Consider the following 15,115-nt stretch of genomic DNA (forward strand, 5'->3'; position numbering starts at 1 on the left):
TAACAGAAAACTATAAAGGGTTAAAAAATAAATGAAATATTTGCAAAATACTCTCTGCTTGATATAGGATAGCCCTTTATAGTTTCATATTTTATATCTAGAATATTTTTTACTCCGCATTTTAAAGAAAGTGTCTTTTTATAATTAAAAGAAGATATTAAATCAAAAGTTGTATAAGATTTATCAGAATCGCTTTTGGTAGTATTATTATAATCATCTCCTATATACTGAACATTAAACATTAAAGCATATTCATAATTTAAATTAATGCCATAAACATATTCTACAGAAGTATTAAATTGATGCTTTGGAAGACCTGGAAGCGAATTATTATTGACACTCAAATTATATGTATTCTCTCCAGAAAGATAAGAGTAATTACCTTTTACTCTAATACTAGAGTTAATAGAAGCCAATGGTATATTAAAAGTAATAGTTGTTTTATTTCCTTGAGCCATTAGATAACGATTATTTGTAATAGTTAAAGTATCCTTTTTACTTGTTACAAAATACATGCTTTCTATCACTATAAAACTTATAGGCTGCAATTTTATTCCTAAAGTTCCGCCTTGATATATATTTTGATTTTTTATATTATTAGTTTCATTTTTCCCTAATAAACCAATATCCGTTTGTAAATCTAAAAAATATTTACCTGTAAAACTTATCTCATCAATAGGCTTTAAATTAAAACTCACATCACTTTTTAAATAGGTTCTTAAATCTGCATTTTTACTCTTTCTGCCAGTAAACCCCTTCTCTTCTCCAGATGTATCCAATTTAAAATTAAGTGAATTATCATCTTTTTTTATTTTATAATTCAATACATTTAAATTACCATAGGTTTTACTTGAATTAGTTTCTATTTTTTTATAAGTTATTTTTTGATTTGTAAGCTCTAAAGAAACACCTTCTAATATATTTTTATAAATCAGCTCTTCACCCTGAGAATATCTAGAAGTAACTATATTATAAACTATATTACCATCATAAATATTATATCTTATATCAATAGAATCTATATTATTTTTATCATACAAAAATAAATATATCTTCTTCTCTTCATCATTTAATCTTTTCCCATTAATTATAAATGTGGATTGGGAATATACTTTTTTATTTTTTATGTTAATGTTGCTAAACTCTTTTATAATTTCTGCTAAGTTCTTAGATTTAGAAGATTTAATATCATTTTTTCTAATAATTAAATAACTATCAAAAAAATTATTAGTGTTTTCTTCTATATTTTCAAAATTAGTGCCATCTTCTATATTATCAGTATTCTCTTCTATGTATGAAAATAAATCATAAGAAAAAACATTAATTATAATTAATAACAATAATAAAAATCTTTTCATATATCAATATTACAAAAACTACCAAAATTTATCAACTGTAATTATATATAACAAAAAAATAGAACAATAATAAAATAAATCAAAATATTAATTATAATAAAGAATTGTTTTTTTATACCGATATCTTATAATAAGAAGTATGAAAAAATTAATTATATTATTTATAATTTTATCTATCAGCAATCTATATCCTAAAATAGATATGAAACAATCTACTATAATAGAAAAAAAAGATTATGGTTATATAGTTTATGCTGAAGATTATTATAGACTCTATTCACTTCCTTCATATTATGCTGAATATGATTTGCTTAGAAATGTGGATTATTTAGAAAGAGCATTAAATGCACCTTTTGATTTTGTAAACAGAGCATTAACAATAATAGAAACAGAAGAAGCATATACTAAATATAAAGACCTTATGCATATGCAATTTAATTATCTTATCACTCAAAATTATATATATTTAGCAGGTCTTTATGATAAACAAAACTATTATTTTTATAATTCACAATTTGATGAAGATATAAAAAAGAGTTTTGAATATGCTGTTTATTTTTATAATTTAGCCAAAGAAAGATGGATAGTTACTAAAGATTTAGCTGAAAAAGTAATGAAAAATAAATCAAAACTAGAAATGGATAATTTAATAGATAAAGCATATAAAATAGCTCTTGGAGAAATAGATTATAATAAAACTGCTGACAGACAATTAAAGCATATAGAAGAAATCTTAAATATGATGGAATAAGTATGGATAAATATTATGAAACAGAATTTGAAACCATAATTAAATCTAAAACCAAAATATATAATGATGATATTACTATAAAATGTCAAAATATGAATGGTATAGTTACTTATTTTGAAGGCAAGGCTATTGATATATTTATAGATGAAATAAAAAATAATAATGCTTTATTAAAAAATTCTAAATTTTTCACTAGTGTATTATTAGATGAAAAGGAAGTGTCTAATAAAGAAAAATTTAATGAAGCTGAATATTTTTACCGTATTTATTTAAACTGCATACCATATTCTAATAAACTTAAAGACGAAAACAATGAAACTTTAAAAAAAATATGTAAAGAAAAATCTGAAGAACGCTTTTTATTTTTAGAACCAAATGTTGATAAATTAAAATCAATATTTAAATCTACAAAAAAGATAAATATAGATACATTGTATTTAATAGATAGAATATTAAGTGATATAGGAATATTAATAAGAACTGATTTTATTAAATATATACAAGCTATAAAAAAATCTATGATTATAGGCAACAAAGTAGATAAAAAAGACATGTATATATATCATATAATGAGCAGTATAGTTTCTTATTTAGAGCATAATAATATTTTTAATTATATTTTTGATAATCATGATTTTCAAGATATTAATATGATATCACATAGCAACAGAGTTTCATTGATGATGATAGAGTTTATGCTTTATTACAACAAAGAGTTTAAAAATAGATTAGGAAACAAATTAAGGTTAGAATATAAGAATAAGTATATAGATAAATACAAAAAAATTATATCACATTTTGAAAATGATATACCAATAGATAATTTAGAAAGAGTATTTAAATTTGGAATAAGAAAATTTAGCACCACTGAAATTATTAATTTTTCTATAGGTGCATTATATCATGATATAGGCTTATTAAAAATATTTGATTCTGTACCTATGAATAACTTTCTAAAAGATACAGACAACAATCAAGACTTGCATGCATTAAAAGGATATAACTTTATAAAGAAAACTTTGAACTTTCAAGATGATGTTTCTTTATTAGTAGGACTTCATCATGACTATTATGGATATTCAAAAAATAATCTTATAAAACAATTTTTAAATAACAAATATCCAGACAATATATTATCATTTGAAGCGGAAGATTTTATAAAAGGCGAAGTATATGCCTATGTGCCTTCAAAAATATTAGAAATAATAGACATATTTGATGTATTATTATTTATGAACTCAAGAAAAAAAGAAAATATAGAAGATGTAATAATATATATAAAAGATAAATTAATGGCAGATGAAATAAAATTAGACCCTATTATTTTAGATTTGTTTATTAATTATTTATCTGAAACTTATGAAATAAAATTAAATATTACTACAAATTAAAAAACTCTTTTAAAAATACTCCAACGCCATTATCATTATTACTAACTGTGGTATATTTAGCATTTTTTTTCTACATTGCTTTCGGCATTTCCCATAGCAACACCAACACCTGCAAACTCAATCATCTCTATATCATTATAATTATCACCAAAAGCCATTACACTATCTCTGCTAATACCTTTCTTATCACATAACCACTTTAAAGCATTTGCCTTATTTGCATCTGCTGAAAGTATCTCTAAAAAATTTGGATTTGAAAAAAGAAGTATGAACTGTAAATAAATTATCAATATTCTTTTTTTACATCTAAAAGTATATCATTTTCTCCAAGTATAATTATCTTTTGTGCTTCAATATCATCATTAAAATTTTCTAATCCAACTATTTTATTTTTTTTATCAACTTTTTCAGTATGAGTTTGAATTTTAAAATTATCTTTGGCAACTATATATTTTTGTATAGAATAAATATTTAATGAAGTATCATTTATATATTTTTCTTTATATAGATTTATTATTTCTTTGGCTATTTCTCTTTTTAGAGGATTTGTAAAAATGCAATTAAAATTCTTATCAACAACCATAGCCCCATTAAATACTATAGATTCACCATTATTTTGTAATTCCTCATAATAAAAATCCATAGAAGAAATAGGTCTTCCTGTAGCAATTACAATATCAATACCTTTTTCCATAAGTTTTTTTAAAATGGTTTTATTATAATCACTTATTTCACTATTATCATTAAGAAGTGTGCCATCTAAATCACTAGCTATTAATTTTATATTGTTATTCATAAATTAAATAATCCTTTTAAAAACTTACCTAATCCATCATCTTCATTAGTTAAAGCAATATAGTCCGCTCTTTGTTTTAATATATCTTCACCATTCTCCATAGCAACGCCAACACCCGCAAACTCAATCATTTCTATATCATTATAATTATCACCAAAAGCTATTACATTTTTTCTGTCAATACCCTTCTTATCACATAACCACTTTAAAGCACTGCCCTTATTGATGCCAGAAGCTAAAACCTCTAAAAAATTAGGGTGAGAAAATGAAGTGTGAACATCAAGATTATCTCTTATATAAGTCTCAAGATTAGAAAGCACATCATTCTCTCCAATAAATAACATCTTACTAAAATTATAATTATCAATAGAATCAAACCCTATAACAACGTCAGTAATATTTTCTTTTTGAGCATAATTTTTGAAATATATATCTTCTTCAGAAACTATATATTGATTTCCATTATAAACATGCAAATAAACATCATAGCTTTTGGCAATATCCATTAAATAAAAAACATCTTTCTCTTTAATAACTTCATTATATACAATATTTCCTTCACTATCAGTAATAACAGAACCATTGCAAACTATAGAATAATTATTATTATCCAAATATTTACTATATCTCTTAAGACCATCAAAAGGTCTTCCGCTTGCAAATATAAGCTCTATTCCATTATTAATGCAATGTTTAAGCACATCTCTATTATAATCGCTTATCTCACTATCATTATTAAGAAGAGTGCCATCTAAATCGGTGGCTATTAATTTTATATCATGCATGTTTTATATAATACCATAAAAACAATCTAATTCAAGCACCTTTTTTTAACGCATACTCTTATCATAAGGTATACCAGAAGCTTTAGGGGCTTGAGAAGTTTTAGAGGTAAATGAAAGCACAATTAAAGTAGCAATATAAGGTATCATTTTATAAATGCTGTTTGATATAGGCAAATTAGCAAGCAAAGGTATACCAGAATATGCTGAAGCGAGTGTTTTCATAAGCCCAAAGAAAAAAGCAGCATAAAGTATTCTAATAGGTTTCCATTGACCAAATATTAGCACAGCCAAAGCCAAAAATCCATATCCAGCAACAGTGGCATTAAAGTTTGTAGAAGTAGGTATAACAAATACTAATCCTCCAAGTCCGCCCAAAGCACCAGATATAGCAACACCAATATATCTTATCTTATAAACATTAATACCAACAGAATCAGCAGCCTGAGGGTGTTCTCCGCAGCTTCTAAGTCTAAGACCGAATCTTGTTTTATAAAGCATAAACCAAGATAAAGCTAATATTATAAAACCTATATAAGTTGTTATATAAGTATTTTTAAATAATAAATTGCCAATAATAGGAATATTGCCAAGTATAGGTACAGACTCTATTCTAAAATTATTAACAAAACTTATTTGCTGAACAGTTTGAATAGCTCTTGTAACATATATAGCAAAAGCAGGTGCAAATATATTTAAAGCTGTACCGCTAATAACCTGATCTGCACTCATATTAATAGCAGCATAAGCATGAAAAAGAGAAAATATAATTCCTGCTAAAGCAGATATAATCATAGCCAAAAATAATGTAATAGTAGGAGGGAAATTTGCTCCAAGCCTGCTTATAAAAAATATTCCCGCAAAAGCTCCTATTATCATAATACCCTCAAGAGCAATATTAACAACTCCGCTCCTCTCAGAAAACATTCCTCCCAAAGCAACAAGTAAAAGAGGAATAGAAAAAAACATAGTCTGCTGTACTAAAAAATAAATTGTATCCATTGAAAACTCCTTTTTTTGTTTTTTTATCTTTTACTAATTGCATTTAATCATTAGCATTTGTTTCTCTATTTTTGTTTATCTTTTTAGATATAAATCCAACAATAGATTTAAAAAGCAAAGCAAAAGCACTAAAATAAATAATAGAAGCAATAATCATCTCTATTATCTCAGGTGTAAAATCATAAACCTGCATATAAAATCCGCCAACGGTAATATGAGCAATAAAAAGCCCAGCAATTAAAACGCCTATAGGGTGAGAAAGACCAAGCAATGCAATAGGTATACCCATAAAACCCTCTTCAGCAAGCACATCAACAACCTCAATATGCTTACCAATACCAGATAAATAAAGAAGCCCGCCTCCAAGTCCAGCTAAAGCACCGGCAATTACCATAGAAAGTATAATATTTCTTTTTTCATTAATACCTGCATATCTGCTTGCATCTTTGTTTAATCCGCAAGCTTTAAGCTCGAAGCCAAAAGTAGTTTTAGAAAGTATTATATAAACTATAATAACAACTATCACAGCAACAAAAAAACCGCCATTAGCACTAGAGCCTCTAAATAATACATCTAAACCCATACCAGGCAATGTAGCTGAAGGAGGAATATTTTGCGATTGATTTTTTAGCATATCATAAACAGTTAAAGTAACTAAATAATTAGCAAGATACATACCAATATAATTCATCATAATGCTTGAAATAACTTCATTAACATTAAATCTTGCTTTAAGAAGTCCAGGCAAATAAGCCCATAAACCGCCAGCTATAAAAGAACCAATTAAAGCAATAATCCAATGAATTGCAGGAGGTAAAAATGTACATTTAATTGCAATAAAAACAGCAACATAAGCACCTATAATAAATTGACCAGGTGCTCCTATATTAAAAAGACCATTCTTAAAAGCAAATCCAACAGAAAGACCTGTTAATATTAAAGGAGTAGCTGTATATATAACCTGGCCTATTCCTCTCATTCCTCCAGAAAAACCTCCAGAAAGTATAGTTATAAAAGCAGGAAAAGCATCTCTTACATTACTAACTAGAAGTATTATAAGACCTAAAAGTAAACCTATAATAATAGCAAGAAAAGATGAAAATACATTTACAAATCCATCTTTCTCTAAAAAACTCGCAAATTTATCTTTTAAATTACTGCTCATTAAGCACTCCTTTTAGAACCAGCCATATATAAGCCTAACTCATTAATAGTAATATCTTTATTTAACATATTAGCTACAATTTCACCTTCATATATAACAAGTATTCTGTCACTTAAATTCATAACCTCATCAAGCTCTAACGATACAAGAAGAACAGCCTTACCGCTATCTCTCTGTGCAATTAATTCTTTATGTATATATTCAATAGCCCCAACATCTAATCCCCTAGTAGGCTGAACAGCTATAAGTAAATCAGGATTTCTATCTATCTCTCTCGCTATTATTACTTTCTGCTGATTTCCTCCAGACATGCTCCTTGCAAAAGTTTTAGCACCTTCCGCACTTCTTATATCAAACCTTTTTATAAGTCCATTAGCATAATCTTCAATTTCTTTAAATTTTAAAAATCCCTTATTTTGAAACCTATCAGTAAAATAAGTTTGAAGTATAGTATTTTCAGCAAGCGTATAATCAAGCACAAGTCCATGTTTATGCCTGTCTTCAGGAATATGCCCTATGCCGCTTAATGTCTTTTTTCTTATAGATAAATTAGTAATATCTTTTCCATTCAAACTAACACTTCCGCTAGACATATCCATAAGTCCTGTTAAAGCATATATAAGCTCAGTTTGACCATTTCCATCAATACCAGCAATACATACTATCTCTCCAGCACGCACATCAAAAGAAACATTCTTTACTATATTTTTTTCACTATGAGGAGATTTAACATTCAAATCCTTAACTGATAATATTATATCTTTTGGTTTAGCTTCTGTTTTTTCTACTACTAAAGAGACCTTCCTTCCAACCATCATCTCAGACATCTCTTCTTTTGTAGTAGTTTTTACATCAATAGTCCCAATATATTTTCCTTTACGAAGCACAGAACATCTGTCAGCAACCTCTTTAATTTCATTTAATTTATGAGTAATAAAGAGTATAGATTTACCTTCTTTTGTTAAAGACTTCATTATCTTCATAAGTTCTTCAATTTCATGAGGAGTAAGTACTGCGGTAGGCTCATCAAAGATAAGTATTTCATTATCTCTATAGAGCATTTTTAATATTTCAACTCTCTGCTGCATTCCAACTGTCAAATCACTAATAATAGCATCAGGATAAATTTCAAGTCCATAAGTCTTACTTAATTCCATAACCTTTTTTCTAGCATCATCTACTTGAAGCACTCCATTTTTTACAGTTTCCACCCCAAGCATAATGTTTTCTAAAGCCGTAAAATTATGAACAAGCTTAAAATGCTGATGCACCATACCAATACCTAAAGCATTTGCTGTATTAGGATTATCAATATTAACTTCTTTTCCATGAACTTTAATAATACCCTCTTCCTGTTTATAAAGTCCAAAAAGAACGCTCATAAGTGTAGATTTGCCAGCACCGTTTTCTCCAAGCAAAGCATGTATCTCACCTTTTTTTAATTGTATGGTAATATTATCATTAGCTACTATTCCCTTAAACTTTTTTGTGATTCCTAACATCTCAACTACATATTCCACAATATATCCCTCCTAAAATATAGGGATACCTCATCAAAAGGTATCCCTTTTATATAAAAATAATTTTTTTACTGTATAAAATTAACTTTAACAATATTTAAAGGAAGCTTATTAACAGAATCAGCATCAGTATCTTTAAGAAGTTTGATGTTTCCAGCAACTAATTGCTGATATATAGCATCATAATTATCTTTAGTAAAGTTTTTAAATCTTGAAGTTTCCATAGGAAGACCAATACCATTAACTTTAGCATCAAGTACAACAGATTGTCCGCCAGGGAAATTATTATTATAATAAGCATCTATAGCATCATAAACAGAACCACCAAGCATTTTTACAGCAGAAGTAATAACAGTTTTAGACTCAGCACTCTGATCAACATCAACACCTATAACAAGACCATTATTTTGTTCAGCAGCAGCCATAGCAGAGTTTCCAGCACCGCCTGCAGGAGCAAATATTACTTGTACACCGCTTTGATACCAAGAAGTAGCAAGTGTTTGATTTTCTGGAGTAGGATTAAAATTACCAACATAAGTATAATTCATTTTAATAGTTCCGCTAGCTAATCCTAATTCCTGAGCTGCATATTCTGCACCTTGTACAAAACCATAACCAAATCTTATAACAGCAGGCACAGCCATACCAGCCATAACACCTAAATTAGTATAACCTTCTTTTACTATAGCATAACCAGCTAAAAAACCAGCTTGCTCTTCTGCATAAAATACAGAATAAACATTGCTTTCTATTCTAAAATCAGTATAAGTACCATCTTGAGGAGCACCATCTAAAAGTATAAATTTTACATCAGGGTGAGTATCTTGTGCTTTATATACAGCAGGCTCAAATAAAAATCCAGGTGTAACTATAACTTTAGCCTTACCAGCAACAGCTAAATCTATAGCATTTATATAAGCATCTGTAGATTTTTCTGCAGGCTGATAATATTTATGAGCAATTTTTTTCTCTTCTGCATATTTCTTCAAACCTTCCCAAGCTCCCTGATTGAAAGACCTATCATCTATAGTACCAACATCAGTAATCAAAGCCAATTCATACCCCTTACCACCGCTTCCGCAAGATAATATCATTACAGAAATAAATAATAAACATAAAAGTTTTTTCATATTTTCTCCTATTCTTTTATAAAATATTTATTGCTTAATTTTTATTAAAGCCTTAATTAATTTATTTAACATAATTTATTTTTACTATATTCAAAGGCAATTTATCAGGGCTATCAATGTCAGTATCTTTTAATATTTTTATTTTGCCTTCTATTAGTTCATTATATATTTTATCATAATTTTCTTTAGTGAATTTCTTAAATCTTGAAGTATCCATAGGAAGCCCTATACCATTAACTTTAGCATCTAAAATTAAATTTTTACCGCCTGCAAAACTATTATTATAATATGAAGCCACAGCATCATAAACAGAACCCTTAATATTTTTCATAGAAGAAGTAATAACAGAACTTGATTCAAAGCTTTGATCAACATCAACACCTATAACAGAGCCGTTGTTTTGTTCAGCAGCACTCATCACAGAATAAGCAGCACCGCCTGCAGGAGCAAATATTATCTCTACCCCATTTCTATACCAAGAAGTAGCAAGCGTTTGATTTTCTGGAGTAGCATCATAATTTCCAACATATGTATATATTATATTTATACTATTTTTAGCTAAATTCATTTCTTTAGCAGCATATTCTGCCCCCTGTACAAAACCATATCCAAATCTAACAACAGCAGGGTGAGCAACTCCTCCCATAACTCCTAAATTAGTGTAGCCTTCTTTAACTGCAGCATAACCAGCTAAAAATCCTGCCTCCTCCTCAGCATACAAAATAGATACTGTGTTATTAGCTGTCTTATAATCAGTATAAGTACCGTCTTGAGGAACTCCATCTATCAATATAAAATTAATGTTAGTGTATATATCCTGTGCCTTATAAATAGCAGGTTCAAACATATATCCTGGAGTAACAATCAATTTAGCTCCGCCTTTAGCAGCAAGCTCTATAGTATTTAGATAAGAATCTATATCCTTCTCTGGAACTTTATAGTATTTATATTTTACATTATTTTGCTGAGCATATTCTTGTACGCCTTCCCAAGAACCTTGATTAAAAGATTTATCATCTATAGTTCCTAAATCTATCAAAAGAGCTATCTCAAAATCATTAGATTTTTTTTCTCCCATGCAAGATATAAAAAATAGAGCTATATAAATTAATAAGCATAAAACTTTTTTCATATTTTCTCCTAATTTTTTTGTAAAACATTTATTGTTTAATTTTTATTAAAGCCCAAAATTATTTTTTATCATTATCTATCAAAACTTTAATAGATTCTATCACTAAATCTATAGCCTCTTCTCCTGTATAATTTTTTGGGTCGTTTATACCATTTTTTATTCTCTCTTGATTATGAAGCACAAGCATAGAAGCACCTGTTCTCACTCCCTTAGAAGCTCCAACAGCAAAAAGTGCAGCCGATTCCATCTCTGAAGCCAAACAGCCAGCCTTTATATATGATTCCCATTTATACAAAAGCTCTTTATCAACGGCCATACTCTCTGGAGCATGCTGTGCATAAAAAGCATCTTTACAATGAACAATACCCGCATGAGTTTTTATATTAATTTTTTTTGAAGCATTAATCATAGCATCTAATACATCTATATTTGGTACGCAAGGAAACTCATTAGGTATATAGTTTCTCATAGTGCCCCCAACCTTTATAGCACCGCTTACTATTACAACATCTCCAGGAAGCACATTCATATTCATTCCGCCGCAAGTACCAACACGTATAAAAGTGTCTGCCCCCACCTTTATAAGCTCCTCTAATGCTATAGCAGTAGAAGGTCCTCCTATACCATGCGAAGTAGTAGAAACCTTAACTCCATTTATATAACCAGTATAAGTAACATATTCTCTAAAATCTGCTACTAGTTTAGCATCATCAAACCTCTTTGCTATTTTTACGCATCTTTTAGGGTCTCCAGGCATTATAACATATCTTCCAACATCACCTTTTTTTAATTTTAAATGATGTACTAAATTCTCATCTTCTCTAAAAAAAGGTTTTGGCAAAGCGTTTTTTGTATTAGACATAAAATATATTACCCTCTCTTTTCTAATAATACTATAGCTTCTAATGCAGTTAAAATCATATTATCTATATTTGAAGAATAGTTTAAATGTGTACCCATTCTCTCTATCATAGTGTTTTCTACAACATGCATAATTCCGCCGGCCCTCACATTTCTAATAGCCGCACAAGAAAAAAGAGCTGCACATTCCATCTCTGAAACTATAGCTCCGCATAATGTATAATATTTAAGATTATTTTCAAATCTCTCTCTAAAAAAAGAATTCTCAGGCTCTAATTCACCATAAAAACAATCTTTACTATGAACAACACCTATATGATAATTATAATTTTTTGATTTTGCCGCATCTCTCAAAGCAAAGACTATATCAGTATTAGCAATAGCAGGATATTCAAAAGGTATATATTCTAAAGAAGTACCCTCATCTTTTATAGCAGCCTGAGCTATAGCTAAATCACCAGGCTTTACTTTTAAACTAAGTCCGCCGCCTGTACCAACACGTATAAAAGTATCAGCCCCCACCTTTATAAGCTCTTCCATAGCTATAGAAGCAGAAGGACCTCCTATACCTGTTGATGTTACACTTACAGGCACATTTTTATATTTTCCAGTAACTGTAACATATTCTCTGTAATCAGCTTTAAACTCTACATCATCTAAAAAGCTTGCTATATACTCAACTCTTTTAGGGTCTCCTGGAAGCAAAACATATCTTGCAACATCACCCTTCTTTAATTTTATATGATACTGCAATAATCCCTTATTAGAAGCTTCCTCATCATAGAATGCTTTAGGCTCTCTATATTCCATTTATAATAATCCTTGATTTTTTATTTTATTAAAGAAATTACTTTAAAGACTTCATTATAGCTACACCATTACTAGTACCTATTCTATTAGCACCAGCATTTATCATTTTTATAGCATCTTCATAAGTTTTGATTCCGCCGGAAGCTTTAACTCCCACTTTATCACCGACTGTTTTTCTCATAAGCTCAACGTCATGCTCTGTAGCTCCTCCTGTAGAAAAACCAGTGGAAGTCTTAACAAAATCTGCTCCAAACTCTTTAGCTATCTTACAAGCTAACACCTTCTCTTCATCTGTTAAAAGGCAAGTTTCTATAATTACTTTAAGTACTCCAACATGACAAGCATCTCTTACTTTTTTAATATCTCTTTCAAATAAATCTATCTTTTTGCTTTTTAAAAAACCAATATTTGCTACCATATCTATTTCATTAGCACCGCTGTCAATAGCAAATTTTGTTTCATAAGCCTTAGCCTCTTTAATCATAGCTCCAAGAGGGAACCCTACAACTGAACAAACCTTAACATTTGAATGTAAAAGAAAATTGTACGCAACATTAACATAAGCAGAATTAACACATACCGAATAAAAATTATGCTCCTTAGCTTCTATACATAATTTCCTTATATCATCTATTGTAGCATCTGCTCTTAATATAGTATGATCTATAAATTGATTTAGATTTTCCATTTTTTATATACCTCTATATATTAGGATATAAAATATTATGCTCTTTGTCAAATTTATTTTTTCGATTATATATAAAATTTATACAAAAAACAATTATACAACGTCTATAGACTTTCTTTTAACCTTTTTATATATATAAATATACATTATAGCAGACAATAATATAGATACAATATCCGCTATAGGCTGCGACCATATTATACCTTTTATGCCAAAAAATTTAGTGCCTATATATATAGCAGGAACAAATGCCAAACCTTGCCTGCATATAGAAAGCACCAAAGAAGGCAAAGCTTTTCCTAATGCCTGAAATGTAGACATAAATATAAATTGAAAACCTATAAAAGGTGCTACAGAATAAGCCGCTATTAAAAACCTAGAACCATACTCTATAACCTCATCATTATCTATAAAAATCCTAATTAAATCTTTAGAAAATATAAAAGCAACGACTAAAAATAAAATACCAGAAATAAAACTAACCAAACAAGAAAGTTTTATAGATGCATTCATTCTCTTATAATTTTTTGAAGCAAAATTATACCCTATAAAAGGCTGTACCCCTTGACCCAAACCTATAAACACTAATAGTACAAGCGTAAATATCCTTTGAGATACTCCAAGCCCAGCAACAACATTATCATTATACCTAGAAGCAAAATTGTTAATTAAAATATTTGCCACACTTATAAGCACATTGTTCATAAACACAGGAAAGCCAATAGAAAATACATTGCTTAATATATCACTGCTAATTAAAAAATCTTTTATCTTTATAGAAAGAAAAGTGCTTTTTTTAAGTATATAAAAAGTATAATATAAAAAAGAACAAGCATTTCCTATTATAGTAGCCAAAGCAGCACCCGCAACTCCCATATTCATATAAAGTATCATTATAGGGTCAAGTATAATATTTATTACAGTACCAAGCATCATTCCAAACATAGCCTCCTTAGAAGCTCCCTCAGAACGCACAACCTGCCCCATAGACATTTGACAAACCACAAATATAGCACCAATAGCAACTATAAGTAAATAATCCTTAGCAAAACTATATGTATTAGAACTAGCTCCAGATAATTTTAATATATTTTCTAAAAACACAAAAAATACTATCATACATACCAAACCAGTAACAACACTTGCATAAAATACAAAAGATGAAACCTTCTTAGCTTTATCATAATTCTTAGAACCCAAACATCTGGATATATATGAAGCACCTCCTATACCATATATAGAACCAAAAGACATAAGCACTAAATATATAGGCATAGTTAAAGAAACAGCAGCAACCTGATTAGGGTCATTTGTTTTGCCTACAAAAAAAGTATCAACCATATTATAAAACACATTCACAAGCATTCCTAGTATTGTGGGGAGTGCTAATGTAATTAATGCCTTATAAACAGGATAGTTCTCAAACACATCAATTTTTTTATCAATCATATATACCTCATAAAATTATTTTAGTTTGATAATTAAAAATATATTATATTTTTTATTAATTCATATATTTTTATAAATGTATTATCAACTTTTTCCCGACGCACACTGTGTGGACTTCGTCAAAGTTGCAAAAAGTGCAAATATTTTTATCTTTCTATGTTAGAAATATATATATAAAATAATAACGTATTTTTAAATAAAAATTCATCATTTTTATTTATTATTTATAAAATTCGCAAATATCCAATACAGTCTCAAAAAGTGTATATTAATGATATAA

The 15,115-nt window shown here is 28.5% G+C and carries 15 protein-coding genes; 2 read left to right on the top strand and 13 right to left on the bottom strand.

The window, feature by feature from the left end:
- Nucleotides 1-20: 20 nt before the first annotated feature.
- Nucleotides 21-1,358 carry a TonB-dependent receptor domain-containing protein gene (locus tag BPP43_RS05680; protein ID WP_014932552.1) on the bottom strand — a complete coding sequence of 446 codons (1,338 nt, stop codon included), beginning with the start codon at nucleotides 1,356-1,358 and terminating at the stop codon, nucleotides 21-23.
- Between the two features lie 139 nt (nucleotides 1,359-1,497).
- Here BPP43_RS05680 and BPP43_RS05685 point away from each other — a divergent pair, with 139 nt between their 5' ends.
- Nucleotides 1,498-2,109 (top strand): DUF8513 domain-containing protein, encoded by a 612-nt coding sequence (locus BPP43_RS05685; RefSeq protein ID WP_013244744.1) that lies wholly within the window; start codon nucleotides 1,498-1,500, stop codon nucleotides 2,107-2,109.
- A gap of 2 nt (nucleotides 2,110-2,111) precedes the next feature.
- The gene (locus tag BPP43_RS05690; RefSeq protein WP_013244743.1) at nucleotides 2,112-3,500 is read left to right on the top strand and encodes an HD-GYP domain-containing protein; all 1,389 of its coding nucleotides are present in this window, start codon (nucleotides 2,112-2,114) and stop codon (nucleotides 3,498-3,500) included.
- Nucleotides 3,501-3,556: 56 nt separating this feature from the next.
- Here BPP43_RS05690 and BPP43_RS12125 read toward each other — a convergent pair whose 3' ends face one another.
- From BPP43_RS12125 to BPP43_RS05745, 12 genes are all read right to left on the bottom strand, one after another.
- A complete protein-coding gene (locus BPP43_RS12125) occupies nucleotides 3,557-3,790 on the bottom strand; it encodes an HAD family hydrolase (protein WP_252832262.1) in 234 nt (77 codons plus the stop codon).
- Entirely contained in the window at nucleotides 3,787-4,296 is a 510-nt protein-coding gene (locus tag BPP43_RS12130; protein WP_252832263.1) for an HAD family hydrolase, read from the bottom strand. The genes BPP43_RS12125 and BPP43_RS12130 overlap by 4 nt, the downstream gene beginning before the upstream one ends.
- Nucleotides 4,293-5,081 (bottom strand): Cof-type HAD-IIB family hydrolase, encoded by a 789-nt coding sequence (locus BPP43_RS05700; protein ID WP_013244741.1) that lies wholly within the window; start codon nucleotides 5,079-5,081, stop codon nucleotides 4,293-4,295. The genes BPP43_RS12130 and BPP43_RS05700 overlap by 4 nt, the downstream gene beginning before the upstream one ends.
- 45 nt (nucleotides 5,082-5,126) lie before the next feature.
- Nucleotides 5,127-6,080, bottom strand: coding sequence for an ABC transporter permease (locus BPP43_RS05705; protein ID WP_015274428.1), 954 nt, complete (start codon nucleotides 6,078-6,080; stop codon nucleotides 5,127-5,129).
- Nucleotides 6,081-6,123: 43 nt separating this feature from the next.
- On the bottom strand, nucleotides 6,124-7,245 hold the full coding sequence (locus BPP43_RS05710) for an ABC transporter permease (RefSeq protein ID WP_013244739.1): 1,122 nt from the start codon (nucleotides 7,243-7,245) through the stop codon (nucleotides 6,124-6,126).
- Nucleotides 7,245-8,747 carry an ABC transporter ATP-binding protein gene (locus BPP43_RS05715; protein ID WP_258017740.1) on the bottom strand — a complete coding sequence of 501 codons (1,503 nt, stop codon included), beginning with the start codon at nucleotides 8,745-8,747 and terminating at the stop codon, nucleotides 7,245-7,247. The genes BPP43_RS05710 and BPP43_RS05715 overlap by 1 nt, the downstream gene beginning before the upstream one ends.
- Before the next feature lie 86 nt (nucleotides 8,748-8,833).
- A complete protein-coding gene (locus BPP43_RS05720) occupies nucleotides 8,834-9,895 on the bottom strand; it encodes a BMP family lipoprotein (protein WP_013244737.1) in 1,062 nt (353 codons plus the stop codon).
- 61 nt (nucleotides 9,896-9,956) lie between these two features.
- A complete protein-coding gene (locus BPP43_RS05725) occupies nucleotides 9,957-11,027 on the bottom strand; it encodes a BMP family lipoprotein (protein ID WP_014932543.1) in 1,071 nt (356 codons plus the stop codon).
- Between the two features lie 58 nt (nucleotides 11,028-11,085).
- Nucleotides 11,086-11,889, bottom strand: coding sequence for a nucleoside phosphorylase (locus BPP43_RS05730; protein WP_015274429.1), 804 nt, complete (start codon nucleotides 11,887-11,889; stop codon nucleotides 11,086-11,088).
- Between the two features lie 8 nt (nucleotides 11,890-11,897).
- A complete protein-coding gene (locus BPP43_RS05735; protein WP_014935479.1) occupies nucleotides 11,898-12,698 on the bottom strand; it encodes a nucleoside phosphorylase in 801 nt (266 codons plus the stop codon).
- Between the two features lie 37 nt (nucleotides 12,699-12,735).
- Nucleotides 12,736-13,386: a deoxyribose-phosphate aldolase gene (deoC, locus tag BPP43_RS05740; RefSeq protein WP_013244733.1), complete on the bottom strand. Its 651-nt coding sequence runs from the start codon at nucleotides 13,384-13,386 to the stop codon at nucleotides 12,736-12,738.
- Between the two features lie 93 nt (nucleotides 13,387-13,479).
- Complete coding sequence (locus BPP43_RS05745; RefSeq protein WP_014935478.1) at nucleotides 13,480-14,835, bottom strand: MATE family efflux transporter; 1,356 nt, start codon at nucleotides 14,833-14,835, stop codon at nucleotides 13,480-13,482.
- Nucleotides 14,836-15,115: the final 280 nt, after the last annotated feature.

It is taken from the genome of Brachyspira pilosicoli P43/6/78 (assembly GCF_000325665.1).
GTDB lineage: Bacteria > Spirochaetota > Brachyspiria > Brachyspirales > Brachyspiraceae > Brachyspira > Brachyspira pilosicoli.

Bases quoted from the DNA above. Each gene is read 5' to 3' on its own strand.
- BPP43_RS05730 (WP_015274429.1), bottom strand. From the start codon at position 11,889: ATGTCTAATACAAAAAACGCTTTGCCAAAACCTTTTTTTAGAGAAGAT.
- BPP43_RS05705 (WP_015274428.1), bottom strand. From the start codon at position 6,080: ATGGATACAATTTATTTTTTAGTACAGCAGACTATGTTTTTTTCTATT.
- BPP43_RS05745 (WP_014935478.1), bottom strand. From the start codon at position 14,835: ATGATTGATAAAAAAATTGATGTGTTTGAGAACTATCCTGTTTATAAG.
- BPP43_RS05725 (WP_014932543.1), bottom strand. From the start codon at position 11,027: ATGAAAAAAGTTTTATGCTTATTAATTTATATAGCTCTATTTTTTATA.
- BPP43_RS05715 (WP_258017740.1), bottom strand. From the start codon at position 8,747: ATGTTAGGAATCACAAAAAAGTTTAAGGGAATAGTAGCTAATGATAAT.
- BPP43_RS05685 (WP_013244744.1), top strand. From the start codon at position 1,498: ATGAAAAAATTAATTATATTATTTATAATTTTATCTATCAGCAATCTA.
- BPP43_RS05690 (WP_013244743.1), top strand. From the start codon at position 2,112: ATGGATAAATATTATGAAACAGAATTTGAAACCATAATTAAATCTAAA.
- deoC (WP_013244733.1), bottom strand. From the start codon at position 13,386: ATGGAAAATCTAAATCAATTTATAGATCATACTATATTAAGAGCAGAT.
- BPP43_RS05700 (WP_013244741.1), bottom strand. From the start codon at position 5,081: ATGCATGATATAAAATTAATAGCCACCGATTTAGATGGCACTCTTCTT.
- BPP43_RS05680 (WP_014932552.1), bottom strand. From the start codon at position 1,358: ATGAAAAGATTTTTATTATTGTTATTAATTATAATTAATGTTTTTTCT.
- BPP43_RS05735 (WP_014935479.1), bottom strand. From the start codon at position 12,698: ATGGAATATAGAGAGCCTAAAGCATTCTATGATGAGGAAGCTTCTAAT.
- BPP43_RS05720 (WP_013244737.1), bottom strand. From the start codon at position 9,895: ATGAAAAAACTTTTATGTTTATTATTTATTTCTGTAATGATATTATCT.
- BPP43_RS12130 (WP_252832263.1), bottom strand. From the start codon at position 4,296: ATGAATAACAATATAAAATTAATAGCTAGTGATTTAGATGGCACACTT.
- BPP43_RS05710 (WP_013244739.1), bottom strand. From the start codon at position 7,245: ATGAGCAGTAATTTAAAAGATAAATTTGCGAGTTTTTTAGAGAAAGAT.